Here is a 17,783-nt window from a genome sequence, read left to right on the forward strand (position 1 = left end):
CCGTTGTCCATGTAGTCTGAAATGTGACGGGATTATCCCTGCTGGGCAGGCCGTATACTCATCCCTTTAATCTCGCGCTCATAGGCTAGCGCTTTCTTTTCATCGAACTGGTGTTCCCATTTGGCAATTACCAGCACCGCCAGCGCATTACCGACCACGTTCAGTGCAGTACGCGCCATATCGAGGATACGGTCGACGCCCGCAATAAACGCCAGACCTTCCAGCGGAATGCCAACGCTACCCAGCGTGGCGAGCAGTACGACGAACGATACCCCCGGTACGCCCGCAATGCCTTTGGACGTCAGCATCAACGTCAACACCAGCACGATTTCCTGCCCGATCGACAGTTCGATTCCGTACAACTGTGCGATGAAGATCGCCGCAATACTCTGGTACAGCGTCGACCCATCAAGGTTAAAAGAGTAGCCAGTCGGTACCACGAAACTGGTAATTGATTTCGGCGCACCATAAGCTTCCATTTTTTCGATGATACGCGGCAGCACGGTTTCTGAACTGGCGGTAGAGTACGCGAGGATCAGCTCATCTTTCAGAATGCGGATCAACATCGTAACGCGCAGCTTGCACAACCGCGCCACTGCACCGAGCACCACTAGCCCGAAGAAGATAATCGCCGCGTAAACCAACATCACCAGCTTAGCCAGTGGCCACAGCGAAGCAAAACCGAAATTGGCAACCGTGACGGAAATCAGCGCAAACACCCCAACCGGGGCATAACGCATGATCATGTGCGTCACTTTGAACATTGTTTCCGACACGCCACGAAAGACATTCAGCAGCGGGTCACGATGCTCTTTAGGCAACGAAGACAAGCCCAAACCAAACAGCACCGAGAAGAAGATGATAGGCAGCATGTCACCACGTGCCATCGCCGCGAAGATATTCGGCGGAATCAGCGACAGCACCGTGCCAACCAAACTATGCGAACCACTCTGCACCTGTTCCGTCGTCTTTTGATACTGCGAGATATCAACAGCGGTCAGCGTCGACATATCAATGCCGTGCCCAGGTTGGAAGATATTGGCTAGCGTAATACCAAGGATAATCGCCACTGTCGTGATGATTTCAAAATAGAGGATGGTTTTGAAACCGATACGTCCGAGCTTTTTGGCATCCCCCACGCCCGCAATCCCGACAATCAAGGTAGCAATAACGATCGGAACAACAATCATTTTAATCAAGCGGATAAAGATGTCGCCAGCCGGGCTCAGAATATTACTGATAAGCCACTGGCGGCTCTCTTGCTGTTCATGCAGCACGGCACCGAGTGCAATACCAAGAACCAACGCGATAAGAATTTGCCAGGCAAGGCTGATTTTTTGTGTTTTCATCGTTATTTTCCGTTTTAAACTCCCCGCCATCACAAACATGGCGCTAGCGCGACTCCGGCGCAATACGAACCGAAAAAATCAACGTGGAGGTGATCAATCATTGAGATTGAGAATGTCTGATAGGCTATTACCGTTATTTTTCTACTGTGATACAAAAACCATTAACATAATTATTCAATAAAAACGCACAAGTATTTGTATCGCTTAACAAAAACAAAGACATAAGTTATTGTTATAGCAAGAATGTTACTATTCCAGCACGATCAGATCAAGCAGATTATCGGCACGATAAATCATACTTATGCTGAATCGAGAACAGAAAATGGCAGGCGTCACACGACAATAAACCGTGACGATGTAGGAAGGAAAAATCTCACCCAGTCAGAAAAACGCTGGCTGGGCATCAGGTTAGGCAAATGTGTCGCGACTCAGATTTGGTAATCAATCACCGCTTCATCGTTATCTGAGAACACCTTATCCTTAATTTCATCCAGCGACAGTTCGGTATTACACAACTGAATAAATTTCCAGGCATAGTTACGTTGTAACTGACCCTTTTTTAACCCCAGCCAAACCGTATTAGCTTCAAATAAGTGTTCGGCATTCAACCGCACCAGCCCCTTATCACGGACGGGATCGTATGACATATCGGCCAGAATTCCAACGCCGAGCCCCAGCTCAACATAGGTTTTAATCACATCCGAATCCTGTGCGCTCAGCGTAATTTCCGGCGACATCCCCGCCGCATGAAACGCACGATCCAGCCGTGAACGCCCCGTTATCCCATGACGATAGGTAATCAGCGGTTCCGCATTGAGCATCTCCAGCGTAATCACGGGGTTTTCCGTCAACGGATGGTGCTCCGGCACAATCACCGAATGGTGCCAGCGGTAGTAGGAGAACGCGGCTAGCGAAGGATCGTTAATTAATTGTTCGCTGGCAATACCGATATCGGCTTCGCCAGAATGCAGCATCGCCACGATTTCATCCGGCGTCCCCTGATTCAGCACCAGGCGCACCTGCGGATACAAAGAACGGAAGGCTTTAATCACTGGCGGCAAACTGTAACGCGCCTGTGTATGCGTAGTTGCTATCACCAGTTGCCCAGTGTCGTTATTGGTGAAAACATTCGCTAACCGACGAATGTTGCTAGCGTCATTCAGAATGCGCTCAGCCACCACCAGCAGCTCTTTTCCCGGCTCGGTCATCCCTAACAGGCGTTTACCTCGACGGATAAAGATTTCAATCCCCAACTCTTCTTCCAGCTCGCGGATGTGGCGACTCACGCCGGATTGAGAGGTAAACAGCGTATTCGCCACCTCGGTCAGGTTGTAGTTGCACCGTGCTGATTCACGAATAATCTTCAGTTGCTGAAAGTTCACCTTTCACTCCCTTGCTCTTTATTACAGATAACAACATTGATCCAAGGAATGAGAGGCATAACAAATAAGCAAATGGAGTTGATTATATTTTTTTATACTAACGGTATATCTACCACGTTAGATTACCTAACAAGGAATAGACATAAATAGTAAAATCAAAATGTTAAATAAAAACCTTTTTATGCCACACACCACGTCAATCAACCATTTCGCTATGATTTATGCCTTTCTGATCTATTTACCTGGGCGTTTTTATTCCTATTTTCGATATTACTTCCTCCACTAAACTTCAAGCGGGCGTGCTATCACTGCTATGATGGAAAGCAGGATCAGAGACTAGGTAGCAGCATGCAGGGCGTACCGGAACACTTTACCGATGAAAGAGACTATGCCCAGTTTCGGCACCTGCCGACGCTACCTGGCATCGAGCTTTATCACGCACATATCTGCCGCTATGCCTTTGAGCCACACACGCACGAAGCGTTTGGCATCGGCACCATTGACGACGGCGCGGAGCGATTCCGCTACCGTGGTGCCAAACATATTGCGCCTGTCGATTCGTTAGTGTTGATGAACCCAGATGAACTGCACACCGGAGAATCTGCCACGGAAGATGGCTGGCGCTATCGCATGATCTACATTCCACCCGATGTGCTGGAAAGCGTCTCCGGTGAGAAAGGCTGGTGGTTTACCGACGTCGTGCGCCACGATCCCGCAACCGCGCGCCAACTGGCTATGACGCTAGCCGCCATGTGGCAGACAACCGATCCCTTGGCGAGTGAAAGCCTGCTGCTGTCGCTGATTGCGCTTTTCCGCCCCCATGCGCGTATTGCACAGCGTCAAATTATTGAACCGTTCCACCGCTTTGATGTGGTGAAAGCCTACCTGCGGGAGAATTTCGCCCACACGATCACCTTAAAAGAGCTGGCGGCGCTGGTATCCCTCAGTCCATATCATTTCCTGCGCCAGTTCAAAGCTCAGTTTCACGTGACACCACACCAGATGCTGATGGCGATTCGGCTTTATGAAGCTAAACAACTCCTGACACGTGGTATGGCTGCCGCTCATGTTGCCGTCGCCGTTGGGTTAACCGATCAAGCACACCTGACTCGCACCTTTGCTCAGCGTTATGGCGTCACACCTATACGCTATCAAAAGCAGGTTTATCCAATTCAACGCTAGTCTCTTCTGATAATAAACAGCAATATCCTACAATAATTCATCGCCGACTTTCCCTAGACTGGCGCGATGCACTATTGTGAACAACTGGGTTTATCATGCTGATTGGTGTTTTATTTGCGCTTGCTGCCGGGCTGATGTGGGGACTGATTTTTGTTGGGCCGCTGCTCGTACCGGACTATTCTGCCGCCTTGCAGTCCACAGGGCGCTATCTGGCTTTTGGGTTGATTGCCTTACCGCTGGCATGGCTCGATCGCCGTCGCCTACGCAAGCTAACCCGCAGCGACTGGCTGGAAGCCACGAAGCTTACCGTTATCGGCAACCTGCTGTACTACTTCCTGCTTGCCAGCGCGATCCAACGCACCGGGGCACCCATATCAACGATGATTATCGGCACACTGCCCGTCGTGATTTCCGTCACCGCCAATCTGTTGTACAGCAAGCATGATGGTCGCGTGGCGTGGCGTCGGCTTCTCCCTTCGCTGTTGCTGATTGCTTCTGGGCTTGTCTGCGTCAATATTGCGGAGCTAAGGGGAGCTGAGATCGCCTTCGATTTCTGGCGTTACACCAGCGGTATTGCGATGGCGTTTTGCGCGGTCATTTGCTGGACCTGGTATCCGCTACGTAACGCCCGCTGGTTGCGCGACCACAAAAACCATACGCCGACCACGTGGGCTACCGCACAGGGGCTGGTTACATTACCGCTGGCGCTATTGGGTTATATGCTAGTGTGCGGTCACCTGGTGCTGACGGATGAGTCGTTTACTCAGCCGTTCGGCCCACGACCCGAGGTTTTCATCCCGCTGATGATTGCGATTGGTCTGTTTTGTTCATGGATCGGTACGTTATTCTGGAACGAAGCTAGCCAGCGTTTGCCGACGGTACTTGTCGGGCCGCTGATTGTGTTTGAAACGCTGGCGGGATTGACCTATGCCTTCATCATTCGACAATCCTGGCCGCCGCTGCTAACACTCTGCGGCATCGCCTGCTTGATTGTTGGCGTGATCTACGCCATGCGGGTGAAACCGGAACCTGTAGTGGCAGAAGTGCAGGTGCCGATTTCACGGGCAGAATAAACGCACACCGCAGAGGATGTGAGAAAATAAGATAAGGGCAGGCTGGTTGTTATGTCCGGCTTGCCAGCTTCTGAAACAACGCTGTCAGTTGCGCTTCATCCCTTGCCCCCTGATGCTGATCGGTCACCTTGCCGTTAGCATCAATAATGAATGACGTTGGCGTGCCGCTGACCTGATAGCGCTCTTTAGTTATACCCAACTGATCCCGCACCACCGGATACGTCACGCCGTGATGTGCCAGCATCGAGGTGATATCTACGCCATCAGGATCGGTGTTGACCGCCACAACGACCACTTTATCGCCATACTCCTTGCTCAACTTCTCCAGCGCCCCCATTTCGATCATGCAGCCACCGCAGCCCGACGACCAGAAATTCAGGTACACACTTTTCCCCTGCCAGCGCGACAGATCCACCTGCTGTCCAGCCAGATCGTAGGCTGCCAGCGCAGGTGCCTGCGCCCCGACGCTAACCTGTTCTTCCTTACAGCCGCTCAGCGCCACTGCCCCCAGCAGGCAAAGCGCGGTAATCCCATTACGCCATTTCATGATGATTCACCTCTTCACCGAAATACTTGCCGTGTTGCAGGCGGATAATACGATCGGCAAACCGCCCCAATTCAGGATTGTGCGTCACCATCACAATGGTACGCCCCTGCCGATGCAGATCTTTCAACAGATCCAGCACTCGCTGTTCATTCTCTTCATCCAGATTTCCCGTCGGTTCATCGGCAAAAATCACCGGAGGTTCATTCACCAGCGCGCGGGCGATGCAGACACGCTGCTGCTCACCGCCGGAAAGCTGGCTCGGTAAGTGATCCACACGATGCGCCAGCCCAACCTGTTCAAGTACGCGCTGTGCCGCTGCTTCATCCACCACACTGTGGTAATGCTGCGCCAGCATCACATTTTCCAAGGCGGTCAAAAACGGAATCAGATGGAATTGTTGAAATACCAGCCCAATTTTATCAGCACGGAACTGTCGCCGTCCTTCCTCGTCCAGCCCTGCAGCATCTACGCCGTCCAACAGCACCTGCCCTTCGCTGACCGTATCCAGACAAGTAAGAATGTTCATCAACGTGGTTTTACCAGAACCGGACGCGCCCATGATGGCGACAAATTCACCGCGCGCGATGCGGATATTGATATCTTCCAGCGCGGTAACCTGACCAAAGCGTTTATAGAGCTGGCGAGTTTCAATCACCGCTTCCGCTGCCTGCGCCCTTTCTTGCACGTTCACCTCTACAGACATCGACCTACTCTCCTTTCAAAACTTTGGCCGGTTCGACATAAATCGCCCGCCGGGTAGGAACCACGGCGGCAACCGCCGCGACCAGCAAAGACAGCCCTAGCGTGAGCGGGAACACCGGCAATCGCAGAGAAATAGTCGCGTTGAATACCGCCATGCCTAACACCTGTGCCAACAAATAGCCCAGCAGCGAACCGCACACCACGGCAGCCAGTGCGATAATGCCGGTTTCCGCCAGCATTTGCCGAATGATGTCTCGCCCACTTGCGCCCAGCGCTTTCTGTAACGCAAACTCGCGCGCGCGCTCGCCGACAATCGCCATCAGCGTGGTGTTCACACACAGTGAAGACAAAACGAGGATCACCGCTGAAACCAGCCCCATCAGCCCTTTGATTTTATTCAGCACCTGACCTTCCGACGCCGACACTTTCAGAATCGGGCGGATCTCCAGTTGCGGATATTGCTGCTGAAGCTGTGCAGCAAAGCGATCGACCTGCCCCAGATCGTTGCTAACACTCAGCAAGGCATTGCTGATCGCACCTTCTTTATCCAACCACTTTTGCGCCAGATCCAGATTCACGATCAGCATGTTGTCCGTCGCATCGCCGGATTCCACAATGCCTTTAATCTGCAAGCGCTGCTTCCCGCCGTCCCCCACCAGCGTGATGCTATCGCCGACTTTGACGTTTAATCGCTCTGCCAGTTTCACCCCGATCATGGCATTACGATCGTCAAAGCTCACACCAATCCAGTTGCCCGTGACCTGCCAGTACGGTGCTAGCTGACGCAGCGATTCGAACCACACGCCCATCAGCACCACTTTCTCCAGTTCTGTACGTGCCATGCCGTACAGATAAGGGCTGGATGCATTGATTAACCCCGCTGGGGCATTGTCGATAATCGGCTGAAAGGTGCTTTGTGGAAGTGAATTGCCGCGCGCCGGGCCGATATAAAAATTCGCGCCGAAGGTGCGTAGTTCCTGACTCATCTTGGCATTGATATCAAAATAAACGGCGGACATCGCTGTCACAATCGCCGCCCCAACCATCAGTGCAGCGAACACCACGCTGACGCGCTGCATACGCAACCGCAGCGCACGAAACACCAAACGCCAGAACATACTATTCATCCAGCCATTAGCGCCCATACAGCACCTCCACCGGATACAGTTTGGCAATACGCCGCGCAGGGAACCACGTTCCGATGATGGCGATCAGCATTGAGATCACCAGTACGCAGGGGATGACGATCCACGCGAAGCTCAGCGGTACGCCGAACAACATCAGGCCAATCGCTTTCGCCAGCCCCCAGCCAGCGACGCAGCCTGCGATACCGCCCGCCAGGCCGCTCAGTGCTGCCTCAAGATAAAACAGCAACATGATTTGCCACTGTCTTGCACCCAGCGCTTTCATCAGCCCGATTTCTTTGGCACGCTCCATGATGGTGCTAGTCATCAGCGAGGCGATCCCCATTGCAGAAGCCACCAGCGCCGCAAAGGTCACCACCGCCAATAGCAGTTGAATCTTGTCGATCACCACACCTTCCGAAGCTGCGACCTGCCAGATGGGGCGCACCACCGAACCGGAAATCGCCTCTTCCAACTGGTGTGCAATCGAAGATACATACGCGGTGCAGTACCAGAGATCATATTCTTCGGCGTTGAGCGCTTCCAGATTTTCACGCGCCCGCCGCGACAGTTCATTTTCCGGCACGGTGAGCGCCGACACACGAATGGCCTGAATTTTACCCGCCAGTCCTAGCAGCGATTGCACCGTTGCCAGCGGCATCACCAAACGACCTTCTTCATCACCGCCGCTGCTCAGAATGCCGCTAATTTCTACCGTCGCGTCGCCTTTCAAACCGTGCAGCGCGAGTTTATCCCCCACTTTCCAGCCCATTTGCGTCGCCAGTTGTTTCCCTACCAGCGCCTGCGCCACATTTTCCGTCGTCACCGGTTCCTGAGGCCACAGCCCTGCCACCTGCCAGTATGGACTAACGGCCATTTGTCCCGTGCGATAGTCTTCCTCATCCGGCACCGCGACAGGCTGGGAAAAGAAGGTGCCCAATACGGCAACCGGCTGACCATTGATCTCGACATCGCCGCTCAACAGCGGAGCGAAGCCGACGATGTTATTGCGCCAGAAGATATCTTTGATGTTCGGCAACTCAGCCTCATCGAGGAAATCCTGTCCGTCCAGCGGATTGCTACGCTCGCCAAACAGCGCAGGCAACGCCGCTTGCCCTGCTGGCTCAATCAAAATATTCGCGCCGTAGGACTTCAACTCACGCGCCATTTTATCGCCGATGTCTATGGACACCGCCAGCAGCGCGGAGATCAACCCCGCCGCCAAAAATACGGTCAACACCGCCAGCGATTTGCGCCGAATATTTCTGCGCCAGGACTGGCGTAACAGTCGCCACAGCATGATTATTCCTCCTCCGCCGGTTCGCCTGTCGCCGCTTTGGCCGTGGCAAACTTCGCGGGACTTTCGCGGAAACGGTTATAATTCGCTTCTGACGAGAAGAAGTACGTTTTACCGCCGTAGCGATATTTATGCTCTGCGGTCACGTTGGTTAATTTGGAACCATCAACCGGATCAATTACTTCCATCGACACTACCGTCGAGAAGTAGTTAGTACCTGCCGCCAACGAGGCTCGCCCAATCACCAATTCATTGTCGTCGTTGCTCCACCCTTCAATCGGGACCGGATTACAGCCCCCCGCCTTCCCGATAGAAGGGATGAAAATATGCACACCACACGCGACACAAATTACCTGATTTCCTTCCATCACGTAGCCCTGATCGCCGCACAGCAGGCAGGCATCAAACACCACGCCCAGACGCAGACGATCGGGATAGCGGTTAATGATAAAAAAGCGCACAGCCTTGCCATCATCGGCAACCCACACGAAGCGATGCAGCTTGCCATCACGCACCTGCTCAATCGGAATATGCACTTTGCCATCGGCCGCCAGCGTCACTGGCTGCGCTTCCGACAGACGAGGCGGCTGCGATGCGACCTTATCCCAATAGAGCTGAGCGAAGACGACAACCAGCAGCGCCGTGACTGTCGCCAGCAGCGTGCGACGCACGGTGCGGTAGCCTGCCGTCGCTTTACGCTTTTCAATCGCTTCATGCGTAACCAGCACCTGATGACGTGCATGCAACAGCGGCCAAACCAGCCCCACAGCCAATACCGCCATGAATAGCGCGCTGAGATAATTTAATAAATACGCACTGTTGGTGACGTGTGCCACATAGCTCAGGCGTGGCTTGGTTAACCCTAGCGCCTGTAACTTCATCAGTAACAGCAACAGGTTACCGCTTATCGGCAACAGCAGGAGTGCGACCAGCAACGCCAGCAGCGGCCAACGCAGTAAAGGAATGCGACGCACAATCATGCCGCACAGCGCGGCGCAAAATACCAGCCAGCCAAACGCCAGCACCACGGCACTGAAATTCAGCAACAGATCGGTATTCACCACATGGGTGGACGTTAACGCCGTCAGATTGGGATCGCTGCCCCACTGTACCGCAGCACCCGCCACTAGCAACGCCTGCCACAGATAACCGAGACGCGGATGGGAAAACCACTGGCAGGCAAGAAACAGGATCAAGGCAAGCGCTTGAAGCACCGTAAACCCAAGCAGAAACGCTTGCCCGTTAGGAAAATGAACGCCAATAAACGTACCGGCACACAGCGCCAGCAGTGTGAGCCAGCTCAGCGGCCCGATCGTCGGCGTGGAACGGTGACTCCAGCTCAGCCCCAGTAATAGTGCAATCGGCAGGAAGGATTGGAGTGTCGTGATAAAGAAATAACTCATAGGCTCGTCACACTTCACGTTACATGTGCGTTGACTGCGTTTTGCAGGTGTATCAGTTGGGCATGATGTGTGGTGGCATCAGCACGCTGACCGAAAAATCACCGCCTCTGTAGGCTGCGATAGCAAACCACAGAGACGTGAATATGCCCGCGACAGCGCATCGCGGACAGAAGACCTTATTCTAAGCCGACGTATTTGAAGTCAAAGCTGACGTCAAACGGTTTCCACCAGCGGCCTACACCCGTTTCACCATCGGTGTGACGGTGCATACCCGCTTTTGATGGCGGATCGATGTGGTAAGTCACTTTGTAGTTACCCACCCCCATCATTTTGATGTTCGCGCCGTAGTGTGGGCCATCGCTGGCAACCATCGGCATGAAGGTTCCTTCCTGCTTCGCACCGGTATCGGTGTTAGTCAATGTGTACGCGATGGTCAGGAACGGCATCCATTCACCGGCACCAAAACCGTTCTTGTTACCTTCAGCAGCGTGAATATCCGCTTCCAGATGGATGTCCGCTTTCGCGGCTGGCAGGCCCATCCCACGCGGTTCCATGTCGATAGGTTGCAGATAAACGGCAGCAATTTCCATTTCGTTCAGGGAAACAGGTTCACCCGCTGGATATTCTTTAAACGCCAGTGCGGCAGGCGCAGTGAAAATACCAGCAATAACGGCACCTGCAATCAGACTTTTTTGCATATTCATCAAACCCATCCTCATCATCTCAGTCGTCTCCCCTACGCTTATTTCGCTAAGCGAGCAGGAGGTGTTATGGTTATGTTCTACTCTTTGTTGCTTTCAGTATTACAGTCACGTCAGATTCATTATTTATCAGACGGTGGACGCTCTACGCCGCATCACCCACAGAGCGATTAACGCTGCGGCAACCAGCACACTCTGTGGTATCAGCGTTTCCACATAAGGATAAATACCCAGCCAACTGATTTCCGGTACACCCGTCAGCAACGTCGGTTCAAACAGTTTGCCTTCGATCAGTTCCAGCACACCTTTTCCTGCAAACACAAACGCCATCAGGTACATAAAGCAGCCGGTAAACATGAAGAACGGCTTAAGCGGTAATTTGACAATGGTGTAGCGCATTACGAAGTAAGCGATCAGCAGGATTACACAGCCGATGGCAAACCCAGCCAGAATGGAGAGATGCCCCGCCATATTGCTAGCATCACCGACCAGTGCATAGTAGAACAACACCGTCTCCGCGCCTTCGCGGTACACGGCTAGAAAGCTGGTCAGCCACAGCCCGATCATGGAACCACTGCTCAGCGAATGGGACAGCTTGCCTTCCAGATAAGCCTTCCAATGCCGCGCTTCTACTTTGGACAACAGCCAGTAGCTCATGAAGAACAGCATCACCACGGCGATCAGCATCGTAATGCCTTCCAGCAACTCACGGCTGGCACCAGAGTTGGTGAACACGAGTTGGAAAATCACCGCAGTAATCACGCTGCACAGCAATGCGACGTAAACCGACTGACGAATCAGCGGCAGTTTGTCCTGCTGATTGTTTTTCACCAGATAGGCCACGATCGCCGCCACAATCAGCAACGCTTCCAACCCTTCACGCACAATAATCAGCAGACTGTATATCAACAGACTCCAGTGCGTTTCATCGCCGTCGCCCAACATGGTGACCGCCTTCGCCAGCTCCTGCTGCAACGCGTCAGCCTGCCCTTGCAGTTGTTCCACCGGTTGCCTGGCGTTCATCATGCTTACCAGACGGGTGAAATACCCTTCCAGCGTAGATTTGAACGCAGCATCACGAGAACCTACTTTGTTCTCCATACCGGTGGCTTCAAACAGATCGAAATAGGTGTCCTGCACCGCCATGATGGCGGGTTTGACCTGACCCTCACGGTATTGTGCAATTGCGGCGGCAATCGCTTGATTGATATCGTCGGAAACCTTCGCCCAGTTCGCGTCCGGTACACCACCAGTATCGCCGCTCGCGGCAGGTGCTGCCGTCGCCTGCTGGCTATCGCGCGTTGTCGGCAGCCCCGGCAGGACATCCTCGATATCCTGCAACAGCGTGGTAACCCGATAGGCAACGTCCGTCAGTTGATCGGGTTGGCTGGCTAGCGCAATCAGTGCGGAGAACTGTTGATTAATGGAAGCGGCCTGCTGCGCGGAGCGATTCTGTCTGACCGACATCTCCATCTCGGAGTTTTTAAAACCCTGATAGTGCGCCTGCTGCACGCTTTGGCTGGCTTTTTTGTAATCGCCAGCCTGATATTCCGTCACGGCCAGCGCGAGCTGGTCATCGATAATTTTAAAACTCTGCTGCCAGTACGGCGCGATCTCTGAATTGTCATAGGCGCCGTGCTGCTCCTGCGCAACCAGTTTGTGCCCTCCCGACAGCACGGGCAAAACAGCATCCAGTTCGCCCTTCAGCCACGCAATTTTTGCCTGTACCTCGGCCTGCGGCTTTCCTTCGCCAATCATGCGGCGAATCTCACCGAAGGTCGCTTCGAGCTGATAGCTTTTTTGCGCGGAGATATTGATGCGGATGGGACCTTCGAGGTTTTCAAACACCTCAAAATAGGCCATCTGAACTTCAGTGCGGGCGTCATCCGGCTTTTGCTGCTCATAGAGCTGAGCCGTTTTATCCAGCCGGGTTTCGATATCGTGAATGAATGAGGCGTAATCGGTCGCGGCAACTGCCACTGAACAGCTAAACAGCCAACACAACAACAGAAGCGTTTTTTGCCAGATAGACATAAGCGAGTGATGAATAACAAATGATATTTATTCTTATTATCACTTTGATAGTCGTCATCTGTCTTGATTTACGTCACGAAAACACAAGCAATAAGAGGTTTAGTTTGTAACAAAAACTTACAGGACTTATTTATCAGTCAAAAAATCCTCTCACCTCCTAACCCATAAGGTAAATACGGTTTTTTTGATCGTAAAAACGGCAAAAATGCCACTTAAACCAACACAAAAATAAATGCAAAAATAATGCCATTCATTAACGTTATCAGCTAAAAGTCTAGAGACCCTCGTCTTAAGATGATATTTCTTTACGTTACCACGGTCAGATTTACAGAAAAAACACCTTTTCCCGCTGTAGTCCAAAGCATTGCATACGTTAATGCTTTTCACTGACATTTTTATGCGATGACCAACGAACCTTCAAACGGCAGCCAAGGAAAAACCGGGCAGACTCCTTTCTGCCAGTTCATCCCAGCCTCGTTGACTCTCTCGCACTCACTGTCTACATACGTTCAACAACGGCCACGTGTTAACCCCACGGCGGATCAGAATTTTTCCCACCCCTCACCGTGACGGCCATGAACAGACAACAGCGGAGTGGTGCTCTGTCCGATAGCCCGGTGAGCAGGGGAAGACAACGCTGAGCGGGAAAAAGCAGGTTGCAGATCGCTATCCGAATCCAGACTGAACACATCCACAACGGCAGACAACTCGCTGGTTTGTTCATCCAATCGGGCTGCGGCCTCTGCCGACTGTGTCACCAACAACGCATTCTGCTGTGTGACGCTATCCATTTCATGCACCGCCTGGCTAATTTGCGTAATACCGCGTGTTTGTTCGTCCGTTGCCGCCGCAATTTCACCAATCAGATCGTTCACGTGCGCGATGGAAGCGATAATTGCCGACATTGCCTCACCAGATTGCTTCACCTGCCCAGCGCCGGTTTCAACCCGCGAAACAGACTCCGCAATCAGCGCCTCAATCTCTTTTGCCGCCTGCGCACTACGCTGCGCCAACGTGCGTACCTCTCCAGCGACCACGGCAAACCCTCTCCCTTGCTCCCCCGCTCGCGCAGCTTCAACAGCCGCATTCAGCGCCAGGATATTAGTCTGGAACGCAATGCTGTTAATTACCGAAGTAATATCGGAAATATGCCGCGAACTGGCGCTAATACCATCCATCGTCGCCATCACGTTGGTACTGATATTTCCGCCTTTTTGCGCCATGTCAGCCGCATCCTGTGCCAGCTTACGCGCCTGATGCACATGGTCGGTCGTTTGCCGTATCGTAGAACTAATCTCTTCCATGCTGGCAGCCGTCTGTTGCAATGCCGCCGCCTGCTCTTCTGTGCGGCTAGAGAGATTATCATTGCCATCCTTAATGCTGGATGTCCCATTGTTGATTTCTGATGTGCTCTGCCGGATGACGGTTACCGTATCGCGCAAGCTTTTCTGCAATGCCTTGATGTCGGGGATCAACCTTCCCGCACAGTTTCGACCGAATTCAACCAGTTCACACCCCAACCGCCCCGCCGTTAGCTGTGCTAAATGAGATTTAAGCACCGAAATTGGGATAACCAGATAGTTCCTCAAGTAATATTCTGTGAAAATCAACACAATAAGACCAAGAACCATCACGGCAATGAGCGCATTGCGGTTTTTATCATTGTGTTCATTTACGGTTGGGATCAATGACGAGGCGGTAATGCCGTCCGAATAACGCTTAATATCATCCCCAAATGTCAAGCTAATAGGTGGGTAAGTAGAGCGAAATATCTGTCGAAACCCTTCATAATCATTACGTTGCAGCGCCGCATTCATCGGTTCGATCGCGGTAGCAATCAGAGCGCTCCACGTTTTGCTTACCGCATCAACTGTCGCGTGCTCAACGCCAACATGCTCTGCCGCCTGGAATTTCTCCAGCGAATCCCTGGTATTTTTTAGCGCTATCTGTGCCATTTCCAACGTCTGTTTGGCGTTGTCTGGCTCGTTACGCTGCAAGTAATCCATCGTTCTTTCCATCCGCGTGACGGCCCGAAAATATTGATCGGCGCCATAGACCAGATGGGAATACGTTTTTTGCTGAGTCTCACTTTTATCAAGTAAATGGGTAACCTGATAAAGTGAGTAAAGACTAAAACCAGATGCTATTCCCCACGCCACCAGTAAGGAAGCCACTATCACCAGCACCATTATTTTTATGCTGACATTTTTTAGAAATCCCATAATGCACTCCGCGACGTTAACAAATATTTCCCGCCCGCACGCTCTGCAGGAAAAGTATTTACTTTTTGCTCATGACTGTGCCGTCCGTTGTATCCCGCCCTATCCCGCGCGATCTAACAAACGTTCTGGAATTCCCTGATTCATCACCCGTTGTGATGGGGAAGACATGCTTAAAATTCAACCAATAGAATGCATTATCTTCCTTGATGTGCCAGTCCTCGTTGTTTTAAACGGCCAACAGGCATAAATACATCAGCCCGATCGGTGGCACATAGAATAAGTATCGTCAAAAACAGTATAGGCATTAACAGATAAAGAGGATGAATATGCTGTGGCGTTATTTTCCAGACAAAAATCCAATGGAAAAGGCCGCAACGCTCAACGTGTTAGGACTCGTAGTCACGCGCTGAGCATGACTACGATCAGTAAATTAATTTTCTTTATCGGCGATTATCAAAAGTTAGACAACTGCATCAACACCTGCAGTTCTTACGATCCAAGACTCAGCTTTGGAGAACAATCATGCAGAAAGTGCTTACCGTCTGTCCGTATTGCGGGTCAGGCTGCAAAATTAACCTGCTGGTAGAGAACGGCAAAGTGGTTGGTGCGGAAGGGGCAAACGGCGTCACCAATGAAGGTGAGCTGTGCCTGAAAGGCTACTACGGTTGGGATTTTCTCAACGACACTAAGATTCTTACTCCTCGTTTAAAACAGCCGCTGATCCGCCGTCAGAAAGGTGCACCCTTTGAGGCCGTTTCCTGGGATGAAGCCATCGACTTCGCCAGTTCCCGGCTGAAAGCCATTAAAGCGCAGTACGGTGCCGAGTCGATCATGCACACAGGATCGTCCCGTGGACCCGGCAATGAAACCAATTACGTGATGCAGAAATTTGCCCGGGCAGTAACCGGCAATAACAACATCGACTGCTGTGCCCGACTCTGCCACGGCCCTTCCGTTGCCGGGCTACAGGTTACGCTGGGCAATGGCGCAATGAGTAACTCCATCTGCGAAATTGAAAAGACCGACTGCATCCTGATTTTTGGCTACAACGCCGCAGACTCGCACCCCATCGTGGCGCGTCGGATACTGAAAGCCAAAGCGCGCGGAGCAAAAATCATCGTGTGCGATCCGCGTCGCATCGAAACCGCACGCATTGCCGATCTGTGGCTACCGTTGAAAAATGGCTCCAACATGGCACTGGTCAACGCATTTGCTAACGTCCTGATCAATGAAGGTCGCTACGATAAAGCCTACGTCGCCCGCCATACCGAAGGTTTCGAAGAATTCAGTCAGACCGTTGCGAAATACACGCCGGAATATGTCGCTGGCATTACCGGTTTATCACCTAAATTGATTCGAGACGCGATGCGGATGTATGCCGCCGCGCCGTCCGCTACCATTCTGTGGGGAATGGGGGTGACGCAGTGGGGTCAAGGTGTTGATGTGGTCAAAGGGCTGTCCGGTCTGGCACTACTGACCGGCAATTTAGGGCGTCCGAACGTTGGCGTCGGGCCGGTGCGTGGTCAAAATAATGTACAGGGAGCGTGCGATATGGGCGCGCTACCTAATATGTTCCCCGGTTATCAAAACGTCACGGATAAGGCAGTGCTGGCAAAATTTGCCGATGCCTGGGGCGTCCCCGATCTCTCTGACAAAATTGGCTATTCGCTGACCGACCTACCACACAAAATAAAAGAAGGAAAAATCAGAGCCAATTACGTGATGGGCGAAGATCCGCTGCAAACCGAGCCAGACCTGTCGATGCTGCGTGATGCCTTCAACGAACTGGACTTACTGATCGTACAAGATATCTTCATGACCAAAACTGCCGCGATTGCCGATGTCATTTTACCGGCAACCTCCTGGGGCGAGCACGAAGGGGTTTATACCGCCGCTGACCGAGGGTTCCAACGCTTTTATAAAGCGGTGGAACCTCAGGGCGACGTCAAACCCGATTGGGAAATCATCAGCCTGATGGCGACGGCGCTCGGTTATCCGATGCACTATAACAATACGCAGGAAATCTGGGACGAACTGCGACAGCTCTGCCCGCTGTATTACGGCGCAACCTACGAGAAAATGGCCGGACTCGGCTATGTGCCGTGGCCATGTCCGACGGAAGACAGCCCCGGTACTCCGTGGTTATACGCAGGCAATCACTTCGATCGCCCCGGCGGTAAAGGCCTGCTGTTAACGGCAGAATGGCGGCCACCGATGGAATTGGTGGATGAGGATTACCCGCTGGTACTGTGTACCGTGCGTGAAGTCGGTCACTATTCCTGCCGTTCCATGACGGGCAATTGCACCGCACTGCAAACGCTGGCGGATGAGCCAGGTTACGTACAGATTAGCCTTCATGACGCCGAGCGTTTAGGAATACACGACCAGCAACTGGTTTGGATCTCCTCACGACGTGGCAAGGTTATCTCTCGTGTTGCCGTTAGCGAACGCATCAATAAAGGTGCTGTTTATATGACTTACCAATGGTGGATTGGGGCCTGTAACGAACTCACTCTGGATCATCTCGATCCCGTTTCTAAAACGCCAGAATACAAGCACTGCGCCGTTAGGCTAGAGGCTATTGACGATCAGCAGGCAGCGGAAACCTATGTGCAGCACGAGTACAGTCAGTTGAAAGATCGCCTGCGCTCTACGGCAGAAAACGTCAACTAACGAATTGCCCTACTGAACCACCACGGAATGTTGGCATAACGTGCTTTTACGTGGTGGTTTCATCATTTTCGATACAAGGCTGTTTCGGCTTGGC

General features: G+C 52.4%; 13 protein-coding genes. 3 read left to right on the forward strand and 10 right to left on the reverse strand.

Features of this window, described 5'->3' with window-relative positions; translation table 11 throughout:
• Window positions 1–32: 32 nt before the first annotated feature.
• Window positions 33–1,349: a glutamate/aspartate:proton symporter GltP gene (gltP, locus tag A8F97_RS09820; protein WP_014699453.1), complete on the reverse strand. Its 1,317-nt coding sequence runs from the start codon at window positions 1,347–1,349 to the stop codon at window positions 33–35.
• A gap of 428 nt (window positions 1,350–1,777) precedes the next feature.
• Window positions 1,778–2,731 carry an HTH-type transcriptional regulator Cbl gene (gene cbl / locus A8F97_RS09825; RefSeq protein ID WP_014699452.1) on the reverse strand — a complete coding sequence of 318 codons (954 nt, stop codon included), beginning with the start codon at window positions 2,729–2,731 and terminating at the stop codon, window positions 1,778–1,780.
• Between the two features lie 348 nt (window positions 2,732–3,079).
• On the opposite strand from cbl, the gene A8F97_RS09830 reads away from it, so the two are divergent.
• Window positions 3,080–3,913: an AraC family transcriptional regulator gene (locus A8F97_RS09830; protein WP_033071315.1), complete on the forward strand. Its 834-nt coding sequence runs from the start codon at window positions 3,080–3,082 to the stop codon at window positions 3,911–3,913.
• Between the two features lie 95 nt (window positions 3,914–4,008).
• Window positions 4,009–4,986, forward strand: coding sequence for a DMT family transporter (locus tag A8F97_RS09835; RefSeq protein WP_033071314.1), 978 nt, complete (start codon window positions 4,009–4,011; stop codon window positions 4,984–4,986).
• A gap of 49 nt (window positions 4,987–5,035) precedes the next feature.
• Here A8F97_RS09835 and A8F97_RS09840 read toward each other — a convergent pair whose 3' ends face one another.
• The 8 genes from A8F97_RS09840 to A8F97_RS09875 all read right to left on the reverse strand — a co-directional run bounded on the left by A8F97_RS09840 (window position 5,036) and on the right by A8F97_RS09875 (window position 15,016).
• Window positions 5,036–5,533, reverse strand: a complete 498-nt coding sequence (locus A8F97_RS09840; RefSeq protein WP_033071313.1) for a TlpA family protein disulfide reductase — start codon at window positions 5,531–5,533, stop codon at window positions 5,036–5,038.
• A complete protein-coding gene (locus A8F97_RS09845) occupies window positions 5,520–6,236 on the reverse strand; it encodes an ABC transporter ATP-binding protein (protein ID WP_033071312.1) in 717 nt (238 codons plus the stop codon). The genes A8F97_RS09840 and A8F97_RS09845 overlap by 14 nt, the downstream gene beginning before the upstream one ends.
• 4 nt (window positions 6,237–6,240) lie before the next feature.
• Window positions 6,241–7,380: an ABC transporter permease gene (locus A8F97_RS09850; protein ID WP_014699448.1), complete on the reverse strand. Its 1,140-nt coding sequence runs from the start codon at window positions 7,378–7,380 to the stop codon at window positions 6,241–6,243.
• Window positions 7,370–8,659 carry an ABC transporter permease gene (locus tag A8F97_RS09855; protein ID WP_033071311.1) on the reverse strand — a complete coding sequence of 430 codons (1,290 nt, stop codon included), beginning with the start codon at window positions 8,657–8,659 and terminating at the stop codon, window positions 7,370–7,372. Before A8F97_RS09855 ends, A8F97_RS09850 begins: the two co-directional genes overlap by 11 nt.
• 2 nt (window positions 8,660–8,661) lie before the next feature.
• Window positions 8,662–10,059: a Fe-S-containing protein gene (locus tag A8F97_RS09860; RefSeq protein ID WP_033071310.1), complete on the reverse strand. Its 1,398-nt coding sequence runs from the start codon at window positions 10,057–10,059 to the stop codon at window positions 8,662–8,664.
• Between the two features lie 176 nt (window positions 10,060–10,235).
• Window positions 10,236–10,763 carry an iron transporter gene (locus tag A8F97_RS09865; RefSeq protein ID WP_025918878.1) on the reverse strand — a complete coding sequence of 176 codons (528 nt, stop codon included), beginning with the start codon at window positions 10,761–10,763 and terminating at the stop codon, window positions 10,236–10,238.
• 126 nt (window positions 10,764–10,889) lie between these two features.
• Window positions 10,890–12,794: an FTR1 family iron permease gene (locus A8F97_RS09870; RefSeq protein WP_033071309.1), complete on the reverse strand. Its 1,905-nt coding sequence runs from the start codon at window positions 12,792–12,794 to the stop codon at window positions 10,890–10,892.
• 542 nt (window positions 12,795–13,336) lie between these two features.
• The gene (locus A8F97_RS09875) at window positions 13,337–15,016 is read right to left on the reverse strand and encodes a methyl-accepting chemotaxis protein (protein WP_033071308.1); all 1,680 of its coding nucleotides are present in this window, start codon (window positions 15,014–15,016) and stop codon (window positions 13,337–13,339) included.
• Window positions 15,017–15,538: 522 nt separating this feature from the next.
• Between A8F97_RS09875 and fdhF the strand changes: the two genes are divergently transcribed.
• A complete protein-coding gene (fdhF, locus tag A8F97_RS09880) occupies window positions 15,539–17,689 on the forward strand; it encodes a formate dehydrogenase subunit alpha (RefSeq protein ID WP_014699443.1) in 2,151 nt (716 codons plus the stop codon).
• Window positions 17,690–17,783 lie beyond the last annotated feature (94 nt).

The sequence above is a fragment of the Pectobacterium parmentieri genome, assembly GCF_001742145.1.
Classification (GTDB): domain Bacteria; phylum Pseudomonadota; class Gammaproteobacteria; order Enterobacterales; family Enterobacteriaceae; genus Pectobacterium; species Pectobacterium parmentieri.

Coding starts and splice junctions, on each gene's coding strand:
- gltP (WP_014699453.1), bottom strand. CDS start 1,349: ATGAAAACACAAAAAATCAGCCTTGCCTGGCAAATTCTTATCGCGTTG.
- A8F97_RS09830 (WP_033071315.1), top strand. CDS start 3,080: ATGCAGGGCGTACCGGAACACTTTACCGATGAAAGAGACTATGCCCAG.
- A8F97_RS09835 (WP_033071314.1), top strand. CDS start 4,009: ATGCTGATTGGTGTTTTATTTGCGCTTGCTGCCGGGCTGATGTGGGGA.
- A8F97_RS09840 (WP_033071313.1), bottom strand. CDS start 5,533: ATGAAATGGCGTAATGGGATTACCGCGCTTTGCCTGCTGGGGGCAGTG.
- A8F97_RS09845 (WP_033071312.1), bottom strand. CDS start 6,236: ATGTCTGTAGAGGTGAACGTGCAAGAAAGGGCGCAGGCAGCGGAAGCG.
- A8F97_RS09850 (WP_014699448.1), bottom strand. CDS start 7,380: ATGGGCGCTAATGGCTGGATGAATAGTATGTTCTGGCGTTTGGTGTTT.
- A8F97_RS09855 (WP_033071311.1), bottom strand. CDS start 8,659: ATGCTGTGGCGACTGTTACGCCAGTCCTGGCGCAGAAATATTCGGCGC.
- A8F97_RS09860 (WP_033071310.1), bottom strand. CDS start 10,059: ATGAGTTATTTCTTTATCACGACACTCCAATCCTTCCTGCCGATTGCA.
- A8F97_RS09865 (WP_025918878.1), bottom strand. CDS start 10,763: ATGAATATGCAAAAAAGTCTGATTGCAGGTGCCGTTATTGCTGGTATT.
- A8F97_RS09870 (WP_033071309.1), bottom strand. CDS start 12,794: ATGTCTATCTGGCAAAAAACGCTTCTGTTGTTGTGTTGGCTGTTTAGC.
- A8F97_RS09875 (WP_033071308.1), bottom strand. CDS start 15,016: ATGGGATTTCTAAAAAATGTCAGCATAAAAATAATGGTGCTGGTGATA.
- fdhF (WP_014699443.1), top strand. CDS start 15,539: ATGCAGAAAGTGCTTACCGTCTGTCCGTATTGCGGGTCAGGCTGCAAA.